Raw genomic sequence first — 25,296 nt, 5'->3', positions numbered from 1 at the left:
CCGAAAAGACGTCCAGGACATCCATCGTTATAAAAACAAAACCCATCATAAAGAAGAGGACGATCTGTAATCGCCCTCTTTTTTTATATTCATTTCAATCAGACATTTTTCAGTTGTCGTGTATAAATCATCCGTGCCACTAGGAAATAAAGAATCTGAATCAGCGCGAAACTGCTGAGTACGTAGAAGGATTCCTTCACGAGATTATAATCGAATAAATGAGCGAGAGCGGTAAGGGCGACGACTCCGTGGAAAAGAGCAACAAGGATCGGTGTGAAAAACAGCAGGCCTGTCTGCTTCGTCACCACGCGTGTCATCTCCTGATCGGTGAGGCCGAGTTTGCGTATCGCTCCGAACTTTTTCCGGTCCTCCTCCAAATCCGTGTACAGTCGGAAATAAAGGAAACTGCCGGCGGAAAGGAAGAACACTATACCGATAAACAGACCTATGAACAGGATCGGTCCGTACGTTTTGTTTATCTGATAAATGATGGAATCAATCGCTGTCAAACTGCCGGGAGGGAATTCTTCGGACAGCTGAGTACCGATCTCCACAAGCTCTTCCGACCCTTCCGTCTGCCATACGTACTGTACATCCGAATCGGCGGCTTCCGGAAGGTTTTCATAAGTGTCATCACTGACTACATAGTAATCGACGATACCAGGCAAAGCGCTCGAAACCACGCTTTCATCCGGGGAAATCGTCTCTCCGGTGGCCAACGGAATATCTTTGTCCATAAGGTTCCGGCTTGGATTCACTGTGTCCGTCTGAGGAAGCTCACCATTTACCATAACAGCCTCTCCTTCAGTCGGATGGACTTCTGAACGATCCACGAGAGGAGCCAGGCTATTATATAGGGAAGAAGAAACTACCGGGATATTACTCTCCCCGGAGATCCCACTGAAATAAGAAACCTCGACCTTGCGCACCTCATAATTCACGCCCTCTTCTTCCAACGTCCGGCTAACGATTTCTGCTTTTGCCTCCTTGTTTTCCTCTTCTTCATAAGGATGATACGTCAAATCATATGGGTTCGCCTGGACGAGCCCCTTCGTTAAATAGGACTGCAGGCCAAACAACGTTCCTATAGCGCTGAAGGCTACCGTTGAAATGATCGCTACCATAAAGAAGGTACGGGCATTATCTTTCATGCGGAAGGCCAGGTCGGAAAGAAGGATCATATTCGTTTTTTTCCAGTATAACGATTTCTTCTTTTTCAACCGATGAATGAGGAAGACACTCAACTGAGTAAACAGAAAGTACGTTCCAATCATTACAAGAATAGCTACCGGTATAAAAACGGCAGTAACCTGAAGACCCTCCACAGACAGAGCTATGATATAACCGGCTCCCAAAAGAAAGACCGAGAGGAAGACGAGGAGTCCGGAAGCTTTCGGTTCCCCCTTCGATGTCCGATCACTTTTGATCAGCTCCGTCAGTTTTTTCGTCCGGAGCAAAAAGGCGACAAACAGGGAAATGAGGAGGAACAGCACTACGAAGGAAAAGAACGTTACTCCCATCGCATTCCAGGGCATATAAAAGGATAAAGACTCACTGATGATCAGCACATTTTCCGCTATGAGAAGGACCGCTTTTGAAAACAACAGCCCAAGTGAGATCCCCATCACTGTCGCCAGAACGCCGATCAGAAGATTCTCAAGAAATACCATGGTGCGGATCTGCCGACTCGACATGCCGTGAATCATAAGGATGCCGAATTCTTTCTTCCGGGACTGCAGGAAAGCACTCATCGAGTACATGACAAAGAAGAAAGAAAATACATAAATGATCCCCCCTGCCACACCCATACCGAGAAGAGCGTTATTGTTGAAGGACCCCTCGTAAAAAACGGGATGGAAAGCGAAGTTCGCGAAAGTGAAGAACACCATTACTGTAAACATACTGCTCAGAAAATATGCGGCATACAGACGGCTGTTGCGGAAGACATTACGAATGACGAACTGACGAAAGGTCATCGTGTTCTCCTCCTAAGAAAGCCAGGGTGTCCATAATCTGTTGGAAAAACGGCTGCCGCTTTTCGCCCCGATGTATTTCCGAATAGAACTTTCCGTCCCGGATGAAAACCACGCGGTCGCAGTAACTGGCTGCCTGAGGGTCATGGGTGACGAGAAGCGTCGTCGTTTTTTCTTCTTTATTCATCGTCTCCAACAGTTCCATAACATCTTTGGAGGACTTCGAATCAAGATTTCCCGTCGGTTCATCTGCGAGCAGCAGCCTCGGCTCATGTATCATCGCCCGGGCAATCGCAGCCCTTTGTGCCTGCCCGCCGGATACTTCTGTAATGCGTTTATTCAATATCTCTTCAATGCCAAGTTTTCTCGCAATCTGGAGAGATTTCTTCTCCATTTCTTTTACTTTCTCCCCTTCGAGCGTCAAAGGAAGCACGATATTTTCTTCAATCGAGAGAGTAGGAAGCAGGTTGAAATCCTGAAATACAAAGCCGAGTACCTGACGACGGAATTCAGCGAGTTTCTGCTTTTTCAGGTTATGAGGGTTTTCTCCGTTAATCACTACTTCCCCGCTCGTCGGCTCATCGATAGTGGAGATCATGTTCAAAAGCGTCGTTTTCCCGCTGCCGGAGGGCCCCATGATTCCTACGAATTCCCCGTCCTCCACCTTGAGTGACACATCCGTAAGCGCCCGGTGCGCCATTTTGCCTCCGTATACTTTGCTGACTTTATCAATTTCAAGCATATATCTCTTCCTTTCCTTTAAATCTATCCAAAGTATACGTCAGAACATGATAGGAGAACGATCGAATTTCCTTTCATCTACCTTACATTCATGTAAGGAAGTCAGGAAGAGAATAACGACTGGGCACCGGAGAAAGTGATCCGGAATGTAGTGCCTTCTCCCACCACACTTTCCATCTCGATCCCATGATTCAAATGGTCCGATATCTCCTTAACGAGGTAGAGACCCATTCCCGTGGATTCCCGGTACGTTCGTCCATGTTCTCCTGTGAAAAAAGGGTCGTACACTCTCCGCTGATCCTCCGGAGGAATGCCGATGCCGAAATCTTTCACCTCCAGAACATAACGGTCCTCTACCTGGTAGTTGCTGATGACGATCTGCTGCGCTTTTCCGGCGGAATATTTCACCGCGTTCTGCATAAGCTGATGTAAGATGAATTCGAGCCATTTCTTATCCGTTTCGACGAAGGTGTTCGTCGTTTCAAGTTTCGGATAGACACGATTCCGTATGAAAAAACGCTTGTTCTCATCGACGACCGCCTGCACGGCTTCCCCGAGAGCAACAGGCTCCACCTTGAAATCATCTTCGACGGAACGCATGCGGGCCATATACAATACATTCTGTAGTCCGTTCTTCATACGGTCCGTTTCTTCCCGGATATTCGAAGAAGCGGGCTCGTCCACTTCTTTGGAGGTCAGTTCAATGACCGAGAGCGGCGTTTTCATCTGATGGACCCAGCGCTCCATGAACATCAGGTGCTCTTCCTTTTGTCGCTCGGCTTCCATCAGCGACTGCTGGTACACCCGGTATTGCCGCTTCATAAACAGATCCAGCGCTTCTGCAAGTGGTGCCTGACCACTATCCTCCATCGCTTCATCGAGATGGTTCAGAGGCTTCTCTAACCGTTCATACACCCGTCTCCTCGTCACATACTGATAGATGAGGTACACGAAGAGAAAAAAGAATCCTAGTCCGAAGATGTAAAGGAGCATGGATACATTCGTATAGCCATCCATATACAGCAGAAAAGCGATACCCGAAAACTGGATCACCTGCACGAGAAAGAGAAGCATGTGTTCTTGGATAAATAGTTTCATTCTTCCTCTCCCCATGTGACGACAAGACGGTACCCCGCACCTCTCACTGTTTCAATAGCGTTTTCGATTCCAAGCTGCTGCAGCTTCTTACGCGCTCTCGTAACGTTGACGTTCAATGTATTCTCATCGACAAAAGCCTGATCTTCCCATAATCGCTCCAGCAGATCTTCACGGCCGGCCACACGGGGGTGTCTATCAAATAAAAGTTCGAGCACATCCGCTTCTTTTTTCGTAAGAGAAACGTGATCTCCTGCGTAATGAAGCTCCATCCGCTCCGGGAAAAGCATGACTCCTTTTTTCTCGAATACTCTTTCTTTTGAAACAGCATATTCCCCGTAAGCCCGGCGCAATTGCCCTCTCACTTTCGCAACGACGACCTCTGGAGCGAAGGGTTTCGTTATATAATCATCCCCTCCGTTTTCAATCGCCATCACCTGGTCCATCCCGGAAGTCCGCGCCGACAGAAAAATCACCGGACAGAGCGACAGGTTTCTGAGCTGACGACACCAGTAAAACCCGTCGTACTTCGGAAGATTGATATCGAGAAGCACGAGATCCGGGCGGTATCTCTGGAAATCGGCGGTGATATCTCCCCAATCCGTGGCTTCTGCCACCTCATATCCGTACTTCTCCAAATAGATATGTAAATGTTCAGCTATTTTCGGATCATCTTCCACAATCATTATTTTCTGCATCCTCTCACCTCTGTCTTCATTATAGCACCACGCCTTTTCATTGAAAAAAATCCCTATTTTTTGTATAGTAACAGGATGATTGAAAAAGGAGGGGTGCGGAGTGAAAAGAATCTATCAACGAGCCGGGTATTATTTTTCCGGCTTGCTTATCCTTACGCTCGGCATCGCTCTTACGGTTCTCGGCGGACTCGGCACGTCCCCGTTCGATGCTCTGCTCGTAGGGTTGTACCGGACCTTTGGACTTACCATCGGCAGTTGGGAAATCGTCGTCGGCATTTCGATGATCATCTTCAACGCCATCGCCGAAAAGCGACGGCCTGAAATGCTGGCGATTGTCACTTCTCTGATCACCGGACTCGGTATCGATTTCTGGGTATTCACGCTCGACGGCTTCGTCGCCCCTGAAGAAGTGTGGACCCAGAGCATCGTTTTCTTCCTGGGGATGGTGATTTCGGCGCTCGGTATCTCCATCAACCTGCAGGCGGATTTCGCTCCGATTCCTTTCGATCGGATGATGCTGGTCATCCGTGATCTCACCGGATGGAACGTCACCATCTCCCGCGCTGCCATTAGTGTCGTACTCGTCCTTCTCGCCGTCTTTTTCGATGGGGCGATCGGGGTTGGTACACTCATCATCATGGTGACGAGTGGTGTCTTCATCCAGTATTTCATGGCGGGTATCCAGCGATTCGACCGCACCCTTCTTCCTTCCGAATATTAAAAAATCCTATACAAAAAACAGACTGCCGGAAATGCTCCTGGCAGTCTGTTTTTTTCATTTTTACTGTTACTTATTCTACCGTAAATTCAAAGTTGCCGGTGAACTTCACGTCACGTCCGAGCAACACTCCGCCGGTTTCAAGGGGAGCATTGAAACTTACGCCGTAAGCTTCACGGTCGACTTTCCCTTCTACATCAAATCCTGCTACGATACTTCCATCCATAGGGCTCTTCGAAGTGCCATTGTATTCGACGGTGAACGTCTCTTCGTTCGTAACACCTTTGATCGTGAAATCGCCAGTAACTTTATATTCATCGTCGGAGACTTTTTCGATCTTCTTGCTCTCGAATACCAGGTTCGGATACGTCTCCGCTTCAAAGAAGTCTCCGGTTCTCAAGTGATTGTCACGGTCTTCATTCCCCGTATCAATAGATGTAACCGGGATAGTAACAGTGATTGAAGCATTCTGAAGGTCCTCGAGACTGCCGTTGAAATCGACATCAAAATTCGTGAAAGATCCTTTCGCTTTCGAAACCATCATGTGTTTAATCTGAAAATCCAGTGAACTGTGTACTTTATCGAGTGCCAATGTAGTCATTTATTATTCCTCCTGTATTTCGAATCTGAGATAATTATAAAACATTTTTATCTCGAATGCAAGATAATTTTATTTTTAGTCTACCCTAAAAATAAATATTCAGGCGGACGCTTTCCACGGGCAACGCTTCAGCCTCCTCGTTTCTCTGCGGGGTCTTCAGCTACCCGAGTTCCCGTCGGAGTCGCCGCCTTACTCTTTATCCACGCTATCAAACTCGAATCATAACAGAACCCGAAAATTTTCATGTATCATGGTGCAAATATCTTTGCATGAACGTCTCTGTTAAAGTCTATTATTGATTTTAGAACGAACGGTGGAGACGCCCGCGGGAGAAGCATGGAAGGAAAATAACCGGAGTCGAACGTGGGGAGATTCCGGAAGTTGACGTCATGCCCGCGGCAAGCTTCCACCCGTAGAGATAAAAATCAATTAGGAACGATAAAACTGAGCCAATTTTTAAATTAAAAACGAGGATGCTATATCCCCGTTTCAATAAAGTGGTTCCTGTTCACTCGTCAGTTTATACACGTTCGGAATGACAAAAATCATCAGTATAAAAAATAAAGCAAAAAGCATGGCAATCGAGCCCCAGAGCGGAATATCGAATACAGCCTGAGCGATGAGAATAAGAAATACGATCATCATATACTTACTCCCCCGTTTTCTTGAACTGGCTGTCACATACTGCATTTTTCCGCACGCCGGACACGTGCCGCGGGCCTGGATGGAAAGCTTCTTCCACACATCTTTCCGGCTCCACGGATGACCACATTGATCACAAATCGGCATATTATCCCTCCCCTGTCTTTTCCAAGAATACCAGTTTTACATACAAAAATCCCCGGCCTTTTGTAAAAGGTCGGGGATTCATCTGTCTACTATTCAGTAGAATAAGGAAGTAGAGCCATTTGACGAGAGCGTTTGATAGCTTTTGTCAACTTACGCTGATACTTCGCAGACGTTCCAGTTACTCGGCGAGGAAGAATCTTCCCACGCTCAGAGATGAAACGTTTAAGCAATTCAGTGTCTTTATAATCGATATGAGTTATTCCATTTGCTGTGAAATAACAAACCTTCTTACGTTTACGTCCACGACGTGCCATATGCGTTCACTCCTTTTCGTTTAGAATATTCAAAGAGTTACCGAACTCTTAGAATGGTAAATCGTCATCCGATATATCAATGGGTTCCCCGTCATCTGCGAACGGGTCATCATTTTTCGATTGTCCATAACTCTCTTGTGATGGTTGGTTCTGATTTCCCTGGTATCCTGAAGACTGATCGTTGCGCGGACCTTGTCCGCCACCCGAGCCACCTTTGGATTCTAGGAACTGAACACTATCTGCCACAACTTCTGTAACAAACACACGGTTACCTTCTTTGTTTTCGAAGCTCCGTGTCTGCAGACGTCCGTCAACACCGACCTGACTACCCTTACTCATAAAGTTCGCCAGATTTTCTGCTGCTCTTCTCCATACTACACAGTTAATGAAATCCGCATCATTGCTTCCCTGTTTGTTGGAGAACGGACGATTGACAGCCAATGTAAAGTTGGCGACAGCTACTCCGTTCGGCGTATAGCGCAAATCAGGATCCTTCGTTAACCTGCCGACCAAAACGACACGATTTAACATCAGACCACCCCTTATTTATCGTCTTCGCGTACAGCGATATGACGAATAATGTCATCAGTGAACTTAGCCTGGCGATCGAATTCATCGATAGCTTCAGAAGTTCCTTTGAAGTTGATTGTTACATAGATACCATCGCGATAGTCGTTGATTTCATATGAAAGACGACGTTTTCCGATTTCTTTTGTTTCATCAATTTCCGCACCGTTGTTTGTCAGGATCCCGTCAAAACGTTCTTTAACAGAAGTCTTGGCGTCCTCCTCGATATCCGGGCGGATGATGTACATGATTTCGTAACTTCTCATCCGTGTTCACCTCCTTGTGGACTTAGCGGCCTTTTGTCAGTCAAAAGGCAAGGAGTAATCGTATATTATTACTCACAGCTAATTATAATACCATAAATCCTGATTTTTCACAACCATCTTATCACACATTGAATCGGAAATGAATGACGTCTCCATCTTTGACGATATACTCTTTGCCTTCTAAACGAACTTTGCCGTTCTCTTTGGCTTTTGCCATAGAACCGCCTTCTATGAGATCTTCGTATGACACGGTTTCCGCTTTGATGAACCCTTTTTCGAAATCGGTATGAATGATACCTGCAGCCTGTGGAGCAGTCATACCTTTGCGGAACGTCCAGGCGCGTACTTCCTCTTCTCCGGCTGTGAAGTACGTAGCCAGACCGAGAAGATTGTACGTCGCTTTGATGAGCTGATCAAGTCCAGCCTCTTCGATACCAAGATCCTCGAGGAATTCGGCTCTTTCTTCCCCTTCAAGCTCAGCGACCTCAGACTCGATTTTAGCGCAGATGACGATCACTTCCGCACCTTCTTTTTCTGCGAACTCACGGATCCGTTTCACATTGTCGTTATCAGGTTCTCCGATTTCATCTTCTCCGACGTTCGCTACGTAAAGGATCGGTTTCGCAGTTAGCAGGTGCAGACCTTTTCTGTACTTCTCCTCTTCTTTGGAGAGCTCTACGGTACGTGCTGCCTGTTCGGCTTCGAGCGCTTCCTTCAAACGGGTGAGGACATCTTTTTCAGCGAGTGCATCTTTGTCTTTTTGTCTCGCCATCTTCTCCACACGATCGAGTCGTTTCGTGATCGTTTCCAGATCCGCCAATATCAACTCCAGATTGATCGTTTCGATATCTGAAATCGGATCAACCTGCCCGGATACGTGTGTGACTTCATCGTCATCAAACGCACGAACGACGTGGCAGATTGCATCTACTTGTCGGATATGGGAAAGGAACTGGTTGCCGAGGCCTTCCCCTTTACTCGCTCCTTCCACGATTCCTGCGATATCCGTGAATTCAAAAGCGGTCGGGGTCGTTTTTTTCGGCTTCACCTGTTCTGTCAATTTCTGCAGCCGATAGTCCGGAACTTCAACGATCCCCACGTTCGGGTCGATGGTTGCGAATGGGTAGTTCGCGGACACGGCTCCCGCCTGTGTAATTGCGTTAAATAACGTAGATTTTCCGACGTTCGGCAAACCTACGATTCCTGCTGTTAGTGCCATTTAGGTTTTCCTCCTTAGAGACTTTGCGCATATGTCATACCAATTATAGATAGTACACTTCAAAATAACAACCGATAGAAAAGGAAAAACTCTTCCTGTTCCACCGGTTGAAATGTTCGTTTCAGGTGAACGGAAAATCACGTTTCGTTCACCTGAAACAATTAATTTTCCGCTTTCACTAAAATTTTCTTCATTTTTTTATTGAATTCGCGCCTCGGAATCATCACGCTATGGCCACACCCTTCACATTTGACGCGGATATCGGCTCCCATCCTGATAATCTTCCAGCGATTTTCCCCACATGGATGGGCCTTTTTCATTTCCACCACATCATTTAGATTGTAGTCCTTCTCCATTTTCCACACCTCCTGCTTCTTCCCGGGAGTACATGACGATACGCGGGAATGGAATTTCGATTCCTTCCTTATCAAGACGCAATTTCACTTCTTTCCTTATAATTCTTCCAATACCCCAATGTTCCATCGGGAGTGTTTCGGCGAAAATACGCATGGATACCTCAGAAGCGCCAAGGTCCACTATACCTAATAGTTCCGGCTCAGCCACGATTGTATCATAGCGTTCATGAAGTTCTCCGAGCAGCTCGAGGATGACCCGCTCCGCTTCTTCGATATCACTCTCATAGGCTACACTTACGTCAACGATCGCGGCACTGTTATCGACGGAGTAGTTCGTCACCTGGGTGATGTTTCCGTTAGGGATGATATGGATTTCCCCTCCCCAACTTTTCACCTTGCTTGTCCGGAGTCCTATTTCGGTCACAAACCCTTCTACTCCGGCCGTTCCGATATAATCACCGACAGAGAACTGGTCTTCGAAAATAATGAAAAAGCCGCTGATGATATCCCGCACCAGGTTCTGTGCACCGAAACCGATAGCAAGCCCGGCAATCCCTGCCCCGGCGAGAAGAGCACCTATATTTATGGAGAATGTTTCGAGAATCATGACGAACGCCATGAAATACACGACATACGTAAGGGTGTTCTTCGTCAGTTTCGTCAGGGTCGTTTCCCGCCGTGCGGTAATACGGAATGGGCCTTTCGTTCTTCTTGAATAAAACTGATCGATGAGTTTATTTCCTATTTTGACGACTACAAATGCCAAAATGACTATGAAAAGGATCTGCAGGGCCGTTTGCCCGATCCTTATCCAAAGATCCGGTCCCATTAAGGCTTCCTTCCATACATTCCATGTCTCTTCCCATAACCCCCATGTTTCCTCCACAACCTCTTCGTTCCCGTTCCCACTCAGTAACAATCTGACAACACTCCTTCTAAAGACGCTGAAAAATCTATTTAAACCATAAGAAAATCGGGTATAGACATAAATAATTGTGCACGTGCAGCTTCAATATACCATACAACACACGTAGATGTTCAATAAGGAAGAAGACCTCGACCAAAGGAACGGAAGTATCATACTTCAGCGACTGCTAAAGGAGAGCTTCGCAAATAAGTTCGCCCCTCTCTTTCATTTTCCTAGTATCCTGAACCATTGGCCCTGGGTGTGCCATTATACCTGCACCTGCTTTAATCAAAGGAGGAGGATCCATGAATATTCCCGAAGTTTTTCCGGTCGAAGAAGAAAATTTCAATATACGGGACTCGTCATTCTATCATGATTTCTCAGAAGCGTTATACCAGTGGATTCCTGAACATCGCGAGCTGGTAATCGCCTGTGTCGGCACCGATCGCTCCACCGGTGACTCGTTTGGGCCATTCGTCGGCTCGATGCTTGAAGAACAGGAGCTCCATTCTTTCCATGTGCTCGGAACAATCGAAGAACCTCTCCATGCCGGAAATCTGGAAGAACGACTAAGTGAAATACACGACACATTCGAGCACCCGTTCGTCATTGCCGTGGATGCCTGCCTGGGCCGGGTCTCCCATATCGGCTCTCTGAACGTTGCCAAGGGGCCTCTTTCCCCCGGTGCCGCTTTGAAGAAAGAACTTCCGAAATTCGGAGAGGCGCATATCAACGGCATCGTGAACGTGCAGGGGTTCATGGAGTTCGCTGTACTCCAGAATACAAGGCTGCATACCGTCCTTTCTCTCGCTTCCGCCACAGCTTCCGCTCTGCTCACGTTAGACGCAAAACTGAAAAGTGAACGGATACGCACCACCCCCTATAACTCACTCTTGAATCGTGGGAAGAAACACGTCAGGGACTGATCAAAAAAATTGCTGTTGAAAATAAAGGAAAACACCGACCATCAAAAGCGCCGGCAACAGATTCGCGACACGTATTTTTGTGATGTTCAGAATGTTCAGCCCGATGGCCACGATCATCAGCCCTCCCGTCGCCGTCATATCAGTGATAAACAGGTCCAACATATCTTCCGGCACCCAGCTGTTGATTTGTGTGGCCAAAAGAGCAATGCTCCCTTGATAAACCACGACCGGAATCACGGAGAAAATCACACCGACACCTAGGGTGGATGTAAGGACGATAGCCACAAACCCGTCAATGATACCTTTGGTGATCAGAACTTCATGATCGTTTCTGAGTCCTCCGTCCAGAGCGCCGATAACCGATAGAGCCCCGATGACGAATATGAGAGAGGCGGTGATGAATCCTTCCGAGATTCCCGAATTCGCTCCCGGCTTCGCAAACTTGCGTTCGATCCATTTTCCGAAAGCCTCGAGCCGCTCCTCGAGATGAAGGGCCTCCCCAATCAGCGCTCCGGATAAGAGACTCAGCAGAACAATGACAATACTGTTCACTTCAAGGCCCATCTGTAATCCGATCAGCATAACCGCAAGACCTACCCCACTCATCACTGTTTCCTTGAACCGTTCCGGGATTTTTGTGAAGAAAAGCCCGAGCAGCGTTCCTGCTATAATACATGCCCCGTTGACTAACGTACCTAACAATGCCATAACGTACTCCCCTTTTTCTATGTAGAACGGTAAAAGTAATGCCGTACCCTCTCCCGCATTACCGGAAGAGAGCACGACAACAGCTGTTCCTTATTTATCAAACCAGTGAAGAAGCCTTTCTAAATCGTCGTCATTCGTGAATTCGATTTCGATTTTTCCTTTTTTCTTCCCTTTTTTGATCCTTACTCCCGTTCCAAGCCTTTGCTTCAGTACATCTTCCCGTTCCTCGAGGAAGATATCTTTGCTCTCTTTCGTTTTATCTTCTTTAACCGGATGATTCAATCGGTTCACCAGCTGTTCCGTCTGTCTGACGTTGAGTGCTTCGTTTTCGATACGGGTGGCTGCCGGCAGCAGCTTGCTCTCATCTTCCAAGCTTAAAAGAGCCCGGGCATGCCCCATCGATAACACTCCGTCATTCACCTTCTGCGTAATTTCGGCAGGGAGAGAAAGGAGACGGACCAGATTAGCGATGTGGGACCTGCTTTTCCCTAAACGTTCAGCGAGTGCCTGCTGCGTGATACCAAGCTCTTTGATGAGGTTGCGATACGCCGCTCCTTCTTCGAGAGGAGTCAGGTCCTCCCGCTGCAGATTTTCTAAAAGAGCGAGCTCCATCATCTGCTGATCGGTCATTTCCCTGACGACGGCAGGCACTGTTTCAAGCCCTGCTTTCTTCGCCGCTCGGAAGCGCCGTTCTCCCACAACAATTTCATACCCTTTGATACTTTTTCTTACGATGAGTGGTTGCAGTATCCCGTATTCCTCGATGGAAGTTTTCAGTTCATCGATCGCCTCTGCCGGAAACTCTTTTCTCGGCTGATAGGGATTGGGGCGGCACTGTTCCACCGCTATTTCCTGTATGTTCTCTTCTTCCGTCGCTTTCTCCTCCGAAAAGAAAGCATTCAGCCCTTTACCTAACCCTTTCGCCATTGGCCACCACTTCCTTTGCGAGTTCTACATAAACTTCCGCTCCACGGGAACGGGGATCATACGTCACGATCGGTTGCCCATGGCTCGGAGCTTCTCCGAGACGGACATTACGCGGTACGATCGATTTATACACCCGGTCCTGAAAATATTTTTTCACTTCTTCGGTCACCTGTAGCCCTAGATTAGTCCGGGCGTCGAGCATCGTGAGCAATACCCCTTCAATAACCAGCTGTTTATTCAAATGTTTCTGTACGAGTCTCACTGTATTCAGAAGTTGACTCAGCCCTTCAAGCGCATAATATTCACACTGTACAGGGATCATCACCGCGTCGGAAGCCGTCAGGGAATTGATCGTAAGTAACCCGAGAGACGGCGGACAGTCGATAATCACATAATCATAGTTATTCTTAATTTCATCAAGCGCATTTTTTAAACGGACTTCCCGGGAGATCGTCGGCACAAGCTCGATTTCTGCCCCGGCCAACTGAATCGTTGCAGGAATGACATCCAGCCCCTCGGTGCTGGTCGTTCTGCAAACGTCCTGCATCTCCACATCTTCGATCAGCACATCATAAATACATTGATCCACATCGCCTTTTTCCACCCCGACACCACTCGTGGCGTTTCCCTGGGGATCGATATCGACAAGCAGCACTTTATATCCCGTATGCGCGAGAGCAGCACTAAGATTCACCGAAGTCGTCGTTTTGCCGACGCCGCCTTTTTGATTCGCCATAGAAATGACCTTTCCCATTTCTTCACCACCTGCCGTTTTCTAAAGAATCCTCTCCCATTCACGAAAACCCATCTTCACTGTTTGGAAAGATGGGCTTGGAAGCCGGAGAGCTATCACTTTTTCTTAGGGATTTTAATCGTCACCTGGTAATAATCCTCGTGATCTTCTTCGTCCGTTTCTACATCGAAACCGGTGTCTTTCACCATATCCAGAGACTGACGGATCGTGTTCATCGCAATCCTCATGTCTTTGCTGACACCCTTCATTTTCGGTTTCTTCTTCTTCGCGGCTGGTTCTTTCGTGTCTTTCGGTTCTTTCATCTGAGCGATCCGCTCTTCCGTCTGCTTGACGTTCAACTCTTCATCAAGAATTTCCTGAAGCAGTGACTCAATCGCTTCCGGCTCTTTCAGTATGATCAGAGCCCGGGCATGACGTTCTGTGATTTTTTTATCAAGAACTGCCTGCCGGACGGATTCCGGCAGTTTAAGCAGACGCAATTTATTGGCAATGGTCGACTGGCTTTTACCAAGACGCTGAGCCAGGGCCTCCTGGGTCAACTCATGCATCTCGATCAATTTCTGATAGGCTGTTGCCTCTTCGATGACAGACAATTCTTCCCTCTGCAGGTTCTCGATCAGAGCCACAGAAGCTGTCTGTGTATCGGTCATATTTCTGACTATCGCCGGGATCACTTCCCACTCCAGTGACTGGGCGGCCCGCCACCTTCGTTCACCGGCGATCAGTTCATAGTTACCGTCTTCTGACTGACGTACAACGATCGGCTGGATCATCCCATGCGTATGTATCGTCTGGGCCAGTTCTCCTATTTTTTCCGCACTGAAAATCGTTCGAGGCTGATACCGGTTCGCGTATATACGAGAAACCGGAACGTGGACGACCTCATCAGGATTATAAGTTTCTTCTGTTTCCTGGTCCTCCGATTCGGGTTTATCGCCTAAACCGAACAAGCGGCTGAATGGATGTAACAAAATCAGACACCACCTTTTTGCGATCCAACATACATTGTTTCACGTGAAACGTTTTATCCTCATACTTTTTGACGTATGATGAAATAGCGTATGTTTTAGAGTCTTCATCTATTTTATCATAATTTTAAAAGGAAAAGTATGAGTTAAATGTATTCTTTGACGGGAAGAGAATATAGGAGGGGGAGATCATCATGAAAAAAGATATACCGGTTTTTGACGGCCATAATGATACATTATTGCATTTACAGGACGGAGTCACGTCCTTTTATGATTCATTAGAACATACCCATATCGATTACGACCGGGCGAAAGCAGCCGGATTTGCGGGAGGTTTTTTTGCAGCCTATACCCCAAGTCCTGAGAAAGATTCGAACAAAGGGGAATTCATCAATGAAAACGGATATAAATTTCCACTCCCCGATCGCATCACTCAGGCAGAAGCTTTGGTGTTCACTCATAAACTTGCAGCTCAACTGTTCCGTATAGAAACGGAAAATCCGGATAAATTCAGGGTTATCCGCAATGTGAAAGAATTGAAGGATTCCTTGGATCAACGAAAAATGGCGGGAATTTTTCATATCGAAGGCGCTGAAACGATTGATTTATCATTCGACGCTCTTTACGTGCTCTACGAAGCGGGGCTCCGCTCCATCGGTCCAGTCTGGAGCCGAACGAACGACTTCGGGGAAGGGGTGCCCTTTTGTTACCCTTCCACCCCCGACACCGGAGGCGGCCTTACAGACAAAGGGTTCGAGCTGGTCCAGCACTGTAACAGTCTCGGGATCATGATTGATACGACCCACCTGAACGAAAAAGGATTCTGGAACGTCGCGCATGCCACTAATGCACCAATCGTAGCCACTCATTCCAACGTCCATGCCATTTGTCCGATGTCGAGAAACCTGACGGATGAGCAGATCCAGAAAATCGCTGATACCGGTGGTGTGATCGGCATCAATTTCGCCGTGAGTATGCTGAGGGCGGATGGGAAAAGGGAAACAGACGTCTCGATGGAAGAAATCATCGCCCACTTCCGTTATATCACTGACTTTGTGGGTGTCGAACACGTAGCTTTCGGTTCGGATTTTGACGGGGCTAAAATCCCTGATGTGCTTCATGATGTGAGTGGAACGAAAAAAGTGATGGAAGCGCTCGAACAGGACGGATTCTCCGAAGAAGAGCTCGAAAAAATCGCCTGGAAAAACTGGGTACGGGTGTTGGAAAACACGTGGAAAGACTGAAATTCTAAAAAGAGTCCGGGAGAAACGGATATCAGGATATCAATAACCGAACATTTTGAAGAACAACACGAGAGAATCCTTTACGATACAGTGAGTCTGGGACAGAATGTATGGTAGAAATGCTAAAAACGAGTATTCAAAGAAAAACACGTCGCTTTCCATGGGCACGGCTTCAGCTGAATGGATCAATCTATTCGCTTGATCCATTGTATCTTCAGCTCGTGCTGTTCCCATAGGAGTCTCCGTGTTTTTCTTATGAATCATTCCATAAACGAAGGTATATAAAAATCCGAACAATGTTGTTCGGATTTTTATACGTAAAAGCAGTTTTTGTCCCAGGCTCTATTTAATCTTTTCCAGAAATCTTTTATTATTCCACCGTATTCTTCAGCTGACGATCACGCTCGTGCCTTTGAATGCCGAGCTGGATAAGTTCATCGATCAGTTTCGGATAAGGGATCCCGCTGATATCCCAAAGTTTTGGATACATACTGATTTTAGTGAACCCAGGAATAGTATTCACCTCATTAATCACAAGCTTTCCTTTCTTCGTCAGAAAGAAATCGATCCGGGCCATTCCTTCACATTCCAGGACTTCGAAAGCACGAACCGCAGAGGTGCGTATCCGTTCCTCTTCCTCCTCTTTCAGTTCCGCCGGTAGCTGCAGCCCGGCTCCACTTTCATCGATATACTTCGATTCGTAGGAGTAGAAGTCTCCGGCCGGAAGGATTTCACCGACCTGGGAAGCTTTCGGGTATTCATTCCCGAGAACCGCGCATTCAAGCTCACGACCGTCCACATTTTCTTCAATAAGTACTTTCTTATCATAAAGAAAAGCTTCCGAAAGCGCCTGATCGAATTCCTCTTCCGTCTTCACTTTACTGACACCGACAGAAGACCCCTGACTTGCAGGTTTGATGAAAAACGGCGTACCCAGTGTACGGGCGGCCTTTGCGAAAGTGACGTCGCCCTTATTCCGTTCTCTGAGTGTGAGCGACTTCGCCACTTCAATCCCTGATTCGCGCAAAAGACGTTTTGCCACGTCTTTATCCATGCAAACGGCTGACCCGAGGATATCCGGACCGACGTACGGGATATTCGCGATTCTCATCATCCCCTGGATACTCCCGTCCTCTCCGAGTGTCCCGTGTAAGATCGGAAAAATCACGTCCAGCTGCTCCAGGGCTTCTGACTGTGATACCTGCAGAAACTGTTTCTCTTCGCGTCCCGGAACAAGCGCCACCGTTTCTTCCGAATGGTGCAGACGGATGTGAGATGGGTCATTTTCATTTTCCAGATAATTGCTCACATCATTTATATGCCAGTTCCCCTGCTTGTCGATTCCGATCAGGGTCACCTCATATTTTTCTTTATCAATCGCATCGACAACATTTTTCGCTGACTGCAAGGATACTTCATGTTCGGCGGATTTGCCGCCGAAGACGATTCCTACTCTCTGTTTTTCACTCATGTATTAATCACTCCATCTGTTCGTTCATTCTTTTCCAATTATACACGTTCTTCCCGCTATGTGACCAAAAAATTCTCGGTAATTCTTTCCATCCGCTGATAAGATTCGTAATTTTTCGTCTTTTTTTCTTGTCCTTCCATTTCTGTTTCGAGTACAATGATACACATATTCTCAAAAGGAGGATCCACGATGCTCAAAAATAATGACGTAAATATTTGCACCCCTATCATTGGTCAGTCGATCGAAGAAGTGAAAGAAGAGTTGCGGGCCATTGTACCAAAAGAACCGGATCTGCTGGAATGGAGAGCCGATTACTACCGTAATCTTGCGGATACCACCCAGGTCCTTGCTCTGCTTGAAACGATCGGAGACGTAAAAAAGGATATCCCTCTGCTTTTCACCATCCGTGATCAAAGCGAAGGCGGGGAACCTCTCGATATTGATGATGCCCACAAAACCGAGCTGATCGAGCGGGTGGCAGCGAATTCCCACGTCGCTCTTATCGACTTTGAAATCAGACAACCGGAAGAACATCTCCGTCTTGTCAGAGAAGCTGCAACAACGAATAACAAAGGACTTATTCTGTCTTACCATGATTTCGACTCCACTCCTCCTTCCGAAGAAATGAAGGCTATTCTCCAGGAAGCGAAAGACAAAGGAGCCGATTACGCGAAGCTATCCGTAACCCCGGAATCGAAACAGGATGTCCTGCGTCTTCTCAGTGTTACGGAAGAAGCGGAACGGACCCTCGGTATTCCGGTCATTACGATAGCGATGGGCGGCCTAGGTACAGTCACCCGGATGTTCGGCTGGTATTTCGGTTCCCTTATCACATATGCTGTCGGCGGCTACCCTTCCGCACCGGGTCAGATCCCTATCGAAGATCTCGAGAAAACGATTACTCATCTGCGTAAGTATCAGTAAGTGAGGTGCACAGACTATGGAGAAAAGTATTGCGCTTATCGGATTCATGGGCGTCGGAAAAACAACGGTCGGGTCTTTCCTGAGTGAAAAGCTGAACCGGAAATTCATCGACGTCGACAAAGAAATCGAACGTCACCATAATATGAAAATTCGCGACATGTTCGCTACATACGGAGAAAGCATGTTCCGGGAAGAAGAGAAAAAATTCATCACCTATTACGCGAAACAACCCGGAGTGATCCTTTCACTTGGAGGAGGAGCCTTTCTCCAGCAGGAAATCAAAAATATTTGTATGGAGGAATGCCTCGTATTGTTCCTCGATATTTCCTGGGAAACCTGGAGAGAACGTCTCGATGAACTGATGGAAGACCGGCCTGTGCTACGTAATAAAACCGAAGAAGAAATCAAAGATCTGTTCGAAGAAAGAAAGTCGGTATACGCAGCTCATCACGAGCGTATTCTTACGGATGACTATACAGAGGAAGAAGTTACAGAGACGATTATTCACCAATTAAATCTGAAATAAACAAAAACCCGGACTGAGTTTTTCTCCATCCGGGATTTTGTTTATGAATGTCTTCTGTTTTCAGCGATCAGCACGTATCATTCCGTACATATATGTATCCTTGAATTCTCCGTCATGAAAAACTTCATGGCGCAGCACCCCTTCATACAGAAGCCCTGTTTTCGTCATCACTTTCTGAGACGCTTCATTATCAGAGAGCGCCCTTCCCCAAATACGCTCCAATTCAAGTGAATCGAATCCGAAATCTGTAACGCATTGCGCCGCTTCAGAGGCGTATCCTCTCCCCCAGAACGGCTGCCCTACCCAATACGCGAGCTCTCCATTTCTATGTTTCGTATTCACACGGAGCGTCATCGTTCCCGTCAGTCTCCCACTTTCCTTTTCTATCATCGCCAGCGGATAGGCCGACCCTTCTTCCAGAAATTCTGCGTGAGTCGAAATCCAAGATTCTGCATCTTCTACCGTATACGGATGAGGCACAAACGTCCTTCTTGCTATTTCCTCGTCATCAGCAAGAGCTGATACATCTGTCGCATCCTCCATGTTATAAGGACGCAGCAACAATCTTTTCGTCTCCAAATGCATATCTCTTCCCCCTGTTCATTAAAATTACTATCCATCATAAAACAATTGGAAGTATTTTGGAAGGGTAGTTTGATTTTTTTTTACAGGTGGAATACGTATCAAAGAATCGTTTTGAAGGAAGTCATGAAATGAAGACTCATACTATTTAGGAGGATGCACATATGAACCGTAATGACCGTCAGACCCAGGGACAGCCTAAACAACAACAGTCCCATCAGCCCGGAGTCGAAGGACAGATGGATCCGAAACCTCTTCATGCTGATCAGGATTACCAGAGTGGTAATAAACTCGAAGGAAAAGTCGCCCTTATCACCGGAGGAGACAGCGGAATCGGCCGTTCCGTCGCTATCGGTTATGCAAAAGAAGGAGCGGACGTCGCCATTTCCTATCTTGAAGAAGAGGAAGATGCCAAGGAAACGGAGAGACTTGTAAAAGCGGAAGGCCAAAAAGCGCTGCTCCTCCCGGGAGATGTCGGTGATGAGAGGCTTTGCCAGGATCTCGTCGATAAAACGATGAGCGAGTTCGGAAAACTGGATATTCTCGTCAATAATGCCGGGGAACAGCACCCGACCGATGATCTTTTGAATATTTCATCCGAGCAGCTGGAGCAGACGTTCCGTACGAATGTCTTTTCCATGTTTTACCTGACCAAGGCTGCCATTCCTCATATGAAAGAGGGAAGTTCCATTATCAATACAGCCTCGATCAACCCTTACACCGGCAATCCTGAGCTCGTCGACTATACGTCTTCTAAAGGCGCAGTCGTCGCTTTCACCCGTTCTATGGCCCAGCAGCTGGCAGACAAAGGCATCCGGGTGAACGGAGTCGCTCCGGGACCGATCTGGACGCCACTCATCCCTTCCACGTTCGGGGAAGAAAAAGTGGAACAGTTCGGTACTAATACACCGATGGGACGACCGGGACAACCGGTGGAGCACGTGGGCAGCTATGTACTGCTCGCCTCCGACGATTCGACTTATATCACCGGCCAGTTCATTCACATCAACGGCGGCCTCTACATGTCCAGTTAACAAAGAAAAGTGGAACCATCCCGCTTAGAAGCTTTTGGCACAAGCAGGAAGCTCGCTTTTCGGCGGTTTTTCCGAAAATGAGATTTCTACTTGTGACATGAGCTTCTGGATGGTGGACCTGGACAAAGAAAAGTGGGACCACCCGGTTTGAAGTTCTGATATAAGCGGCCCGCTCGAGCTTCGGATGATTTATTCCGAAAAAGAGGGGCCGCTTATATTATAGCTGCCGGGTGATTGTTCAGAAAGGAGAACGCGATGCCGGAAGGACCAGAAATTCGAAAGGCAGCCGATGCTGTGGAGAAAGCTTTGAAAGAAAGAAAAGTCATTGATATTTCCTTCGCGTTCGATTCCCTGCAGGGCTATGAAGATATTCTTACAGGGGCTAGTGTCACCGGGGTGGACACGAAAGGAAAAGCGATGCTCACAAGATTTGATAATGGATATACGATCTACTCCCATAACCAGCTTTACGGCAAATGGATGGTGAGAAATGCATATAATTATCCGGATACCAAACGCCAACTCCGCCTGGCTATACACAATGAAAATAAATCCGCCCTCTTGTACAGCGCATCGGACATCGAGGTGCTGAGAGATGAAGAAGTACCGGATCACCCCTTCATCCGTAAAATCGGTCCCGATATATTATCAGAAACAGTAACGGAAGAAGAATTGGCAGAGCGATTTGCAAGTGAACGATTTTTTAGAAGAAAATGGACGTCTCTCCTCCTTGATCAATCCTGTGTAGCCGGACTCGGGAATTATCTCAGAAGTGAAATCCTCTTCGTCGCAGGTATCCATCCTTCTCTCAGACCCCGGGACTCGACGGAAGAACAGATCAATAAAGCGGCGCGGGCAACGATTGGACTGATGAAACAATCCTACTATAAAAAAGGGATAACAGTAGACCTCGAAATAGCTGAGCGGATGAAAGCACAAGGAAAGAAAAGAAATCAGTACCGTCACTGGGTGTTCCGTCGCTCGTTCCAGCCCTGTCATGTGTGCACAACGAAAATCGAAAAAATAGACGCTGGCAATCGTCGGCTTTATTATTGCCCTCATTGTCAGGCCATTTGATTCATCAACAAAGACACATTTTCTCAATGTAACGTTTATGTATACCAGTTTGTGGAAACTGTATATCAAAACCTTGAAAGGAAGTGACCAATCACTATGAAAGCAGTTACATTCCAAGGCAAAGAGACCATGCAGGTTAAAGACGTGACAGCTCCTTCGATCGAACAACCGGATGATATGATAGTGAAAATAACAGCGAGTGGCATATGCGGATCCGACCTCCATCTGTACAAAGGAGGAATGAAGCCCGAGAAGGACTACGTCGTCGGGCATGAACCGATGGGGATCGTGGAAGAAGTCGGGCCGGAAGTCAAGAACTTGAAAAAAGGGGATAGGGTCGTCATCCCGTTTAACATCGGTTGTGGCGAATGCTTTTTCTGTAAAAATCAGATGGAAAGTCAATGCGATGACTCCAACCCTCACGGCGAACCGGGTGGCCTTTTCGGCTTCACGGAGATGTTCGGTAACTTCCCGGGCGGACAGGCAGAATATCTGCGCGTTCCTTACGCTGATTTTACGTCCTTCAAAGTCCCTGAGAACAGCGAACTAGATGATGAAAGTGTACTTTTCCTTTCTGATGTTATTCCGACCGCCTATTGGAGTGTGGAGAACAGCGGTGTGAAAAAAGGCGATACCGTCATCATTCTCGGAAGCGGACCTATCGGCCTGATGGCACAAAAATTCGCTCGTCTTAAAGGAGCGGAACGCGTCATTGCCGTCGATCAGGTCGACCACCGGCTCCAGCACGCGAAGAAGACGAATAGCGTGGAAACGTACAATTTCTCGAACAACCCGGATATCGGCTCACTTCTCCATGAAGACACCAAAGGCGGAGCAGACGTGGTGATCGACTGTGTCGGCATGGACGGTACGGTGCCGAAAGGCGAATCATTCGGTTCCGATCATGATAATCAGTTCGGTACGATCCATCCGATCCTTACCGCTTCCAAAGCTGTACGGAAATTCGGGGTCGTCCAGCTCACCGGAGTTTACGGTACGGACGCCAATGCTTTCCCTCTCGGCGATTTCTTCAGCCGAAATGTCTCCCTCACCATGGGACAGGCGCCTGTCATTCACATGATGCCGAAACTGTATGATATGGTGGAGCGGAAAGAATTCGACCCTACTGATATCATCACCCACAGCCTTCCTATAGAGGATGCGGCAAAAGGGTATGACATTTTCGATAAAAAAGAAGATGGCAACATCAAAGTCATTCTGAAACCGTAAACGTAAAAAAAGCGGCGCCCTTATGAATAAGGGTACCGCTTTTTGTTTTCCTCTCTCCATCAGGAAAGGGGAGATTTATTCGGAGTGCCTGCTTTTCTCGGATACTTACTCGGCGTCTTACGCCTTTTCTCAATCAATACGATATTGCGCTCTGCTGAATCTTCCGGCAGGGTGAACGTATGAATATCTTTCGTTTCCCCGCCGAGAATGGAAATTGCGGACTCCGCTGTCGTCATCTCTTCCTGGACATTCGGGCCTTTCATCGCCATCAGGGTTCCCCCTTTTTTCACGAGCGGGAGACAAAGTTCACTCAACACCGACATCCGTGCTACCGCTCGCCCGAGGACAAGGTCGTACTTTTCCCGGAACTTGCCGTTCTTCCCGAAATTCTCGGCACGGTCATGATAAAATGCGACGTCCGTCATCCCCAGTTCGCTGGCGAGATGGTTCAAAAAGGAGATTCTTTTCTTCAGCGAATCCACAATCGTCACTTTCAAATGAGGGAAGACGATTTTCAAGGGGAGGCTGGGGAACCCTGCCCCAGCTCCAACATCACAGATACGAAGCGGCTCGCTGAAGTCATGATAGAAAGCGGCCGTCAGAGAATCGTAGAAATGTTTCTCGTACACTTCTTCTTTCTCTGTGATCGCCGTCAAATTCATCTTCTCATTCCATTCGACGAGAATTTCCCAATATTTTTCGAACTGATCGAGCTGTTCATCGGAAAGCTCGATTCCCTGTTCTTTCAATTTGCTTTGAAAAATCGCGATATCCATATGCTTACGCCCTTCCTTTACCCGGAGACACGGGCAACATTACCCTGCTCGATATACACAAGAAGAATCGAAATATCTGCCGGGTTCACTCCGGAAACTCGGGAAGCCTGTCCTACAGACAAAGGCTGAACGGCTTTCAGGCGCTCTGCTGCTTCCGAGGCCAGCCCCTGAATGGCGTCGTAATCGATATTTTCCGGAATTTTTTTAGATTCCATGTTTTGCATTTTTTCAATTTGCTCCAGCGATTTCTTGATATAGCCGGAATATTTGATCTGAATCTCAACCTGCTCTTTTTCATCAGCTGTCAATGCAACGTCAGACGGCGTCAGACGATATATATAACTATAGCCGATTTCCGGTCGACGCAGGAGGTCGCTCGCCCGTACCGCGTCTTTCAGCCGGGCACTGCCCGATTCTTCGATGACTTCCTGGACATCTTCCGTAGCCTTGATGATTTTGTTATCAAGACGGGTCTTTTCTTCTTCGATTTTACGACGTTTCTCCACGAAGCGGTCATAGCGCTCTTTGGAAATGAGACCAAGCTCGTACCCTTTCTCCGTCAGGCGAAGATCGGCGTTGTCGTGGCGCAACATGAGGCGGAACTCGGCGCGGGACGTAAGCAGTCGATACGGCTCTTTCGTCCCCTTCGTCACCAGATCATCGATCATTACGCCGATATATCCTTCGGAACGGTCGAGGATAAGCGGTTCTAGATCAAGCGTTTTGGCAGCGGCGTTGATACCGGCCATAAGTCCCTGTCCGGCCGCTTCTTCATATCCTGAAGTACCATTGATCTGACCTGCTGTGAAAAGACCGCTGAGCTGCTTCGTCTCTAAGGTAGGCCAGAGCTGGGTCGGCACGACGGAATCATATTCAATCGCATAGCCGGCGCGCATGATTTCCGCGTTTTCAAGCCCCGGTACCGTCTCCATCATCTGTTTCTGGACGTATTCCGGCAGCGAAGTCGAAAGACCCTGGACATATACTTCCTCCGTATCCCGACCTTCCGGCTCAAGGAAAATCTGATGACGCGGTTTATCGTTGAAACGTACGACTTTATCCTCGATGGATGGGCAATATCGAGGGCCGCTCCCTTTGATCATACCGGAATACATCGGTGATAGTTCAAGATTGTCACTGATATATTTATGAGTCGTTTCGTTCGTATACGTCAGCCAGCACGGAATCTGATCGGTGATGAACTCCGTCGTCTCATAGGAAAACGAACGTGGTTCCATCTCTCCCGGTTGTTCTTCCGTTTTCGAATAATCGATCGTATTACTGTTCACACGCATCGGTGTACCCGTTTTGAAACGGACCATATCGATACCGAGCTCTTCCAGGTGCTCCGATAAAGAGACACTCGGACGCTGATTGTTAGGTCCGCTTTCATAGCTCAGATCACCGATAATCACGCGTCCGCGCATAAACGTACCCGTAGTCACGATGACACTCGGCGCGTAGTAAGCCGCTTTCGTTTCTGTCACGACCCCTTTCACCTGGTCATCCTCTACAAGGATTTTTTCGACCATGCCCTGACGAAGTGTCAGATTCTCCTGGCTTTCAAGGAGATGTTTCATCTCTTTCAGATACAGAGGTTTATCGGCCTGAGCACGTAACGCACGTACCGCAGGACCCTTTCTTGTATTCAACAGACGCATCTGGATATGGGTCTTATCAATGACACGCCCCATCAGACCGCCAAGAGCGTCCACTTCGCGTACTACAATACCTTTCGCCGGTCCACCGATGGAAGGGTTACACGGCATAAAAGCGATCATATCCAGATTCAGACTGAGCATCAGTGTCTTCGCACCACGCCTCGCCGAAGCAGCAGCTGCTTCAACACCTGCATGGCCGGCACCTATAACAATAACGTCGTAATGACCTGCATCATAAGTCACC

28 protein-coding genes are annotated in these 25,296 nt (G+C 47.5%); 8 read left to right on the top strand and 20 right to left on the bottom strand.

Annotated elements, in window-relative coordinates; all coding sequences use genetic code 11:
• Positions 1-98 precede the first annotated feature (98 nt).
• From BW944_RS11360 to BW944_RS11345, 4 genes are all read right to left on the bottom strand, one after another.
• Entirely contained in the window at positions 99-1,976 is a 1,878-nt protein-coding gene (locus BW944_RS11360) for an ABC transporter permease (protein ID WP_076559776.1), read from the bottom strand.
• Positions 1,948-2,715, bottom strand: coding sequence for an ABC transporter ATP-binding protein (locus BW944_RS11355; protein WP_076559773.1), 768 nt, complete (start codon positions 2,713-2,715; stop codon positions 1,948-1,950). The genes BW944_RS11360 and BW944_RS11355 overlap by 29 nt, the downstream gene beginning before the upstream one ends.
• Positions 2,716-2,816: 101 nt before the next feature.
• On the bottom strand, positions 2,817-3,812 hold the full coding sequence (locus tag BW944_RS11350) for a sensor histidine kinase (RefSeq protein ID WP_076559770.1): 996 nt from the start codon (positions 3,810-3,812) through the stop codon (positions 2,817-2,819).
• Complete coding sequence (locus tag BW944_RS11345; RefSeq protein ID WP_076559768.1) at positions 3,809-4,507, bottom strand: response regulator transcription factor; 699 nt, start codon at positions 4,505-4,507, stop codon at positions 3,809-3,811. Before BW944_RS11345 ends, BW944_RS11350 begins: the two co-directional genes overlap by 4 nt.
• 100 nt (positions 4,508-4,607) lie before the next feature.
• Between BW944_RS11345 and BW944_RS11340 the strand changes: the two genes are divergently transcribed.
• Positions 4,608-5,228: a YczE/YyaS/YitT family protein gene (locus BW944_RS11340; protein ID WP_076559766.1), complete on the top strand. Its 621-nt coding sequence runs from the start codon at positions 4,608-4,610 to the stop codon at positions 5,226-5,228.
• 70 nt (positions 5,229-5,298) lie between these two features.
• Here the strand turns inward: BW944_RS11340 and BW944_RS11335 are convergent, their stop codons facing one another.
• The 8 genes from BW944_RS11335 to BW944_RS11300 form a co-directional block, all read right to left on the bottom strand.
• Positions 5,299-5,826, bottom strand: coding sequence for a YceI family protein (locus BW944_RS11335; RefSeq protein WP_076559763.1), 528 nt, complete (start codon positions 5,824-5,826; stop codon positions 5,299-5,301).
• A gap of 489 nt (positions 5,827-6,315) precedes the next feature.
• Positions 6,316-6,615 (bottom strand): TIGR04104 family putative zinc finger protein, encoded by a 300-nt coding sequence (locus tag BW944_RS11330; RefSeq protein ID WP_076559760.1) that lies wholly within the window; start codon positions 6,613-6,615, stop codon positions 6,316-6,318.
• Positions 6,616-6,704: 89 nt separating this feature from the next.
• Entirely contained in the window at positions 6,705-6,929 is a 225-nt protein-coding gene (gene rpsR / locus BW944_RS11325; protein ID WP_076559758.1) for a 30S ribosomal protein S18, read from the bottom strand.
• A 48-nt stretch (positions 6,930-6,977) separates the two neighbouring features.
• The gene (gene ssb / locus BW944_RS11320; RefSeq protein ID WP_076559757.1) at positions 6,978-7,460 is read right to left on the bottom strand and encodes a single-stranded DNA-binding protein; all 483 of its coding nucleotides are present in this window, start codon (positions 7,458-7,460) and stop codon (positions 6,978-6,980) included.
• An 11-nt stretch (positions 7,461-7,471) separates the two neighbouring features.
• On the bottom strand, positions 7,472-7,762 hold the full coding sequence (gene rpsF, locus BW944_RS11315) for a 30S ribosomal protein S6 (protein ID WP_076559755.1): 291 nt from the start codon (positions 7,760-7,762) through the stop codon (positions 7,472-7,474).
• A 121-nt stretch (positions 7,763-7,883) separates the two neighbouring features.
• The gene (gene ychF / locus BW944_RS11310) at positions 7,884-8,981 is read right to left on the bottom strand and encodes a redox-regulated ATPase YchF (protein WP_076559753.1); all 1,098 of its coding nucleotides are present in this window, start codon (positions 8,979-8,981) and stop codon (positions 7,884-7,886) included.
• A gap of 161 nt (positions 8,982-9,142) precedes the next feature.
• Positions 9,143-9,337 carry a DUF951 domain-containing protein gene (locus tag BW944_RS11305; protein ID WP_076559752.1) on the bottom strand — a complete coding sequence of 65 codons (195 nt, stop codon included), beginning with the start codon at positions 9,335-9,337 and terminating at the stop codon, positions 9,143-9,145.
• Complete coding sequence (locus tag BW944_RS11300) at positions 9,312-10,166, bottom strand: mechanosensitive ion channel family protein (RefSeq protein WP_076559876.1); 855 nt, start codon at positions 10,164-10,166, stop codon at positions 9,312-9,314. The genes BW944_RS11305 and BW944_RS11300 overlap by 26 nt, the downstream gene beginning before the upstream one ends.
• A 383-nt stretch (positions 10,167-10,549) precedes the next feature.
• Here BW944_RS11300 and yyaC point away from each other — a divergent pair, with 383 nt between their 5' ends.
• Positions 10,550-11,170: a spore protease YyaC gene (gene yyaC, locus BW944_RS11295; RefSeq protein WP_076559749.1), complete on the top strand. Its 621-nt coding sequence runs from the start codon at positions 10,550-10,552 to the stop codon at positions 11,168-11,170.
• Here yyaC and BW944_RS11290 read toward each other — a convergent pair whose 3' ends face one another.
• The 4 genes from BW944_RS11290 to noc all read right to left on the bottom strand — a co-directional run bounded on the left by BW944_RS11290 (position 11,171) and on the right by noc (position 14,530).
• Positions 11,171-11,878, bottom strand: coding sequence for a DUF554 domain-containing protein (locus BW944_RS11290; protein ID WP_076559747.1), 708 nt, complete (start codon positions 11,876-11,878; stop codon positions 11,171-11,173). It lies immediately after the preceding gene.
• Positions 11,879-11,968: 90 nt separating this feature from the next.
• Positions 11,969-12,805 carry a ParB/RepB/Spo0J family partition protein gene (locus tag BW944_RS11285; protein ID WP_076559745.1) on the bottom strand — a complete coding sequence of 279 codons (837 nt, stop codon included), beginning with the start codon at positions 12,803-12,805 and terminating at the stop codon, positions 11,969-11,971.
• Complete coding sequence (locus tag BW944_RS11280; protein ID WP_076559743.1) at positions 12,786-13,559, bottom strand: ParA family protein; 774 nt, start codon at positions 13,557-13,559, stop codon at positions 12,786-12,788. Before BW944_RS11280 ends, BW944_RS11285 begins: the two co-directional genes overlap by 20 nt.
• Positions 13,560-13,654: 95 nt before the next feature.
• Positions 13,655-14,530, bottom strand: a complete 876-nt coding sequence (gene noc / locus BW944_RS11275; RefSeq protein WP_076559741.1) for a nucleoid occlusion protein — start codon at positions 14,528-14,530, stop codon at positions 13,655-13,657.
• Between the two features lie 191 nt (positions 14,531-14,721).
• On the opposite strand from noc, the gene BW944_RS11270 reads away from it, so the two are divergent.
• Positions 14,722-15,771 carry a dipeptidase gene (locus BW944_RS11270; protein ID WP_076559739.1) on the top strand — a complete coding sequence of 350 codons (1,050 nt, stop codon included), beginning with the start codon at positions 14,722-14,724 and terminating at the stop codon, positions 15,769-15,771.
• A gap of 370 nt (positions 15,772-16,141) precedes the next feature.
• Here BW944_RS11270 and ddlA read toward each other — a convergent pair whose 3' ends face one another.
• On the bottom strand, positions 16,142-17,242 hold the full coding sequence (gene ddlA, locus BW944_RS11260; protein ID WP_076559734.1) for a D-alanine--D-alanine ligase: 1,101 nt from the start codon (positions 17,240-17,242) through the stop codon (positions 16,142-16,144).
• Positions 17,243-17,431: 189 nt separating this feature from the next.
• On the opposite strand from ddlA, the gene aroD reads away from it, so the two are divergent.
• Together aroD and BW944_RS11250 are read left to right on the top strand one after the other, a co-directional pair.
• Positions 17,432-18,166 carry a type I 3-dehydroquinate dehydratase gene (aroD, locus tag BW944_RS11255; RefSeq protein WP_159438250.1) on the top strand — a complete coding sequence of 245 codons (735 nt, stop codon included), beginning with the start codon at positions 17,432-17,434 and terminating at the stop codon, positions 18,164-18,166.
• 16 nt (positions 18,167-18,182) lie between these two features.
• Positions 18,183-18,692 carry a shikimate kinase gene (locus BW944_RS11250; RefSeq protein WP_076559729.1) on the top strand — a complete coding sequence of 170 codons (510 nt, stop codon included), beginning with the start codon at positions 18,183-18,185 and terminating at the stop codon, positions 18,690-18,692.
• A gap of 60 nt (positions 18,693-18,752) precedes the next feature.
• Here the strand turns inward: BW944_RS11250 and BW944_RS11245 are convergent, their stop codons facing one another.
• Positions 18,753-19,277 carry a GNAT family N-acetyltransferase gene (locus BW944_RS11245; RefSeq protein ID WP_076559727.1) on the bottom strand — a complete coding sequence of 175 codons (525 nt, stop codon included), beginning with the start codon at positions 19,275-19,277 and terminating at the stop codon, positions 18,753-18,755.
• Between the two features lie 161 nt (positions 19,278-19,438).
• Between BW944_RS11245 and BW944_RS11240 the strand changes: the two genes are divergently transcribed.
• From BW944_RS11240 to BW944_RS11230, 3 genes are all read left to right on the top strand, one after another.
• Complete coding sequence (locus BW944_RS11240) at positions 19,439-20,308, top strand: SDR family oxidoreductase (protein WP_076559724.1); 870 nt, start codon at positions 19,439-19,441, stop codon at positions 20,306-20,308.
• Positions 20,309-20,563: 255 nt separating this feature from the next.
• Positions 20,564-21,385 carry an endonuclease VIII gene (nei, locus tag BW944_RS11235; RefSeq protein WP_076559721.1) on the top strand — a complete coding sequence of 274 codons (822 nt, stop codon included), beginning with the start codon at positions 20,564-20,566 and terminating at the stop codon, positions 21,383-21,385.
• Positions 21,386-21,481: 96 nt separating this feature from the next.
• On the top strand, positions 21,482-22,615 hold the full coding sequence (locus BW944_RS11230) for a zinc-dependent alcohol dehydrogenase (RefSeq protein ID WP_076559719.1): 1,134 nt from the start codon (positions 21,482-21,484) through the stop codon (positions 22,613-22,615).
• A 59-nt stretch (positions 22,616-22,674) separates the two neighbouring features.
• Here the strand turns inward: BW944_RS11230 and rsmG are convergent, their stop codons facing one another.
• Positions 22,675-23,391, bottom strand: coding sequence for a 16S rRNA (guanine(527)-N(7))-methyltransferase RsmG (rsmG, locus tag BW944_RS11225; RefSeq protein ID WP_076559718.1), 717 nt, complete (start codon positions 23,389-23,391; stop codon positions 22,675-22,677).
• 17 nt (positions 23,392-23,408) lie between these two features.
• The gene (gene mnmG / locus BW944_RS11220) at positions 23,409-25,295 is read right to left on the bottom strand and encodes a tRNA uridine-5-carboxymethylaminomethyl(34) synthesis enzyme MnmG (RefSeq protein WP_076559715.1); all 1,887 of its coding nucleotides are present in this window, start codon (positions 25,293-25,295) and stop codon (positions 23,409-23,411) included.
• Position 25,296: the final 1 nt, after the last annotated feature.

It is taken from the genome of Salimicrobium flavidum (assembly GCF_900156645.1).
In the GTDB taxonomy this organism is placed as follows: domain Bacteria; phylum Bacillota; class Bacilli; order Bacillales; family Halobacillaceae; genus Salimicrobium; species Salimicrobium flavidum.
The sequence above is the reverse complement of the archived record's forward strand: the minus strand, read 5'-3'. Positions and strand labels throughout refer to the sequence as shown.

What these genes read in the sequence shown, in the direction of transcription:
- BW944_RS11360 (WP_076559776.1), bottom strand. Translation starts at nt 1,976, where the DNA reads ATGACCTTTCGTCAGTTCGTCATTCGTAATGTCTTCCGCAACAGCCGT.
- BW944_RS11355 (WP_076559773.1), bottom strand. Translation starts at nt 2,715, where the DNA reads ATGCTTGAAATTGATAAAGTCAGCAAAGTATACGGAGGCAAAATGGCG.
- BW944_RS11350 (WP_076559770.1), bottom strand. Translation starts at nt 3,812, where the DNA reads ATGAAACTATTTATCCAAGAACACATGCTTCTCTTTCTCGTGCAGGTG.
- BW944_RS11345 (WP_076559768.1), bottom strand. Translation starts at nt 4,507, where the DNA reads ATGCAGAAAATAATGATTGTGGAAGATGATCCGAAAATAGCTGAACAT.
- BW944_RS11335 (WP_076559763.1), bottom strand. Translation starts at nt 5,826, where the DNA reads ATGACTACATTGGCACTCGATAAAGTACACAGTTCACTGGATTTTCAG.
- BW944_RS11330 (WP_076559760.1), bottom strand. Translation starts at nt 6,615, where the DNA reads ATGCCGATTTGTGATCAATGTGGTCATCCGTGGAGCCGGAAAGATGTG.
- rpsR (WP_076559758.1), bottom strand. Translation starts at nt 6,929, where the DNA reads ATGGCACGTCGTGGACGTAAACGTAAGAAGGTTTGTTATTTCACAGCA.
- ssb (WP_076559757.1), bottom strand. Translation starts at nt 7,460, where the DNA reads ATGTTAAATCGTGTCGTTTTGGTCGGCAGGTTAACGAAGGATCCTGAT.
- rpsF (WP_076559755.1), bottom strand. Translation starts at nt 7,762, where the DNA reads ATGAGAAGTTACGAAATCATGTACATCATCCGCCCGGATATCGAGGAG.
- ychF (WP_076559753.1), bottom strand. Translation starts at nt 8,981, where the DNA reads ATGGCACTAACAGCAGGAATCGTAGGTTTGCCGAACGTCGGAAAATCT.
- BW944_RS11305 (WP_076559752.1), bottom strand. Translation starts at nt 9,337, where the DNA reads ATGGAGAAGGACTACAATCTAAATGATGTGGTGGAAATGAAAAAGGCC.
- BW944_RS11300 (WP_076559876.1), bottom strand. Translation starts at nt 10,166, where the DNA reads ATGGGACCGGATCTTTGGATAAGGATCGGGCAAACGGCCCTGCAGATC.
- yyaC (WP_076559749.1), top strand. Translation starts at nt 10,550, where the DNA reads ATGAATATTCCCGAAGTTTTTCCGGTCGAAGAAGAAAATTTCAATATA.
- BW944_RS11290 (WP_076559747.1), bottom strand. Translation starts at nt 11,878, where the DNA reads ATGGCATTGTTAGGTACGTTAGTCAACGGGGCATGTATTATAGCAGGA.
- BW944_RS11285 (WP_076559745.1), bottom strand. Translation starts at nt 12,805, where the DNA reads ATGGCGAAAGGGTTAGGTAAAGGGCTGAATGCTTTCTTTTCGGAGGAG.
- BW944_RS11280 (WP_076559743.1), bottom strand. Translation starts at nt 13,559, where the DNA reads ATGGGAAAGGTCATTTCTATGGCGAATCAAAAAGGCGGCGTCGGCAAA.
- BW944_RS11270 (WP_076559739.1), top strand. Translation starts at nt 14,722, where the DNA reads ATGAAAAAAGATATACCGGTTTTTGACGGCCATAATGATACATTATTG.
- ddlA (WP_076559734.1), bottom strand. Translation starts at nt 17,242, where the DNA reads ATGAGTGAAAAACAGAGAGTAGGAATCGTCTTCGGCGGCAAATCCGCC.
- aroD (WP_159438250.1), top strand. Translation starts at nt 17,432, where the DNA reads ATGCTCAAAAATAATGACGTAAATATTTGCACCCCTATCATTGGTCAG.
- BW944_RS11250 (WP_076559729.1), top strand. Translation starts at nt 18,183, where the DNA reads ATGGAGAAAAGTATTGCGCTTATCGGATTCATGGGCGTCGGAAAAACA.
- BW944_RS11245 (WP_076559727.1), bottom strand. Translation starts at nt 19,277, where the DNA reads ATGCATTTGGAGACGAAAAGATTGTTGCTGCGTCCTTATAACATGGAG.
- BW944_RS11240 (WP_076559724.1), top strand. Translation starts at nt 19,439, where the DNA reads ATGAACCGTAATGACCGTCAGACCCAGGGACAGCCTAAACAACAACAG.
- nei (WP_076559721.1), top strand. Translation starts at nt 20,564, where the DNA reads ATGCCGGAAGGACCAGAAATTCGAAAGGCAGCCGATGCTGTGGAGAAA.
- BW944_RS11230 (WP_076559719.1), top strand. Translation starts at nt 21,482, where the DNA reads ATGAAAGCAGTTACATTCCAAGGCAAAGAGACCATGCAGGTTAAAGAC.
- rsmG (WP_076559718.1), bottom strand. Translation starts at nt 23,391, where the DNA reads ATGGATATCGCGATTTTTCAAAGCAAATTGAAAGAACAGGGAATCGAG.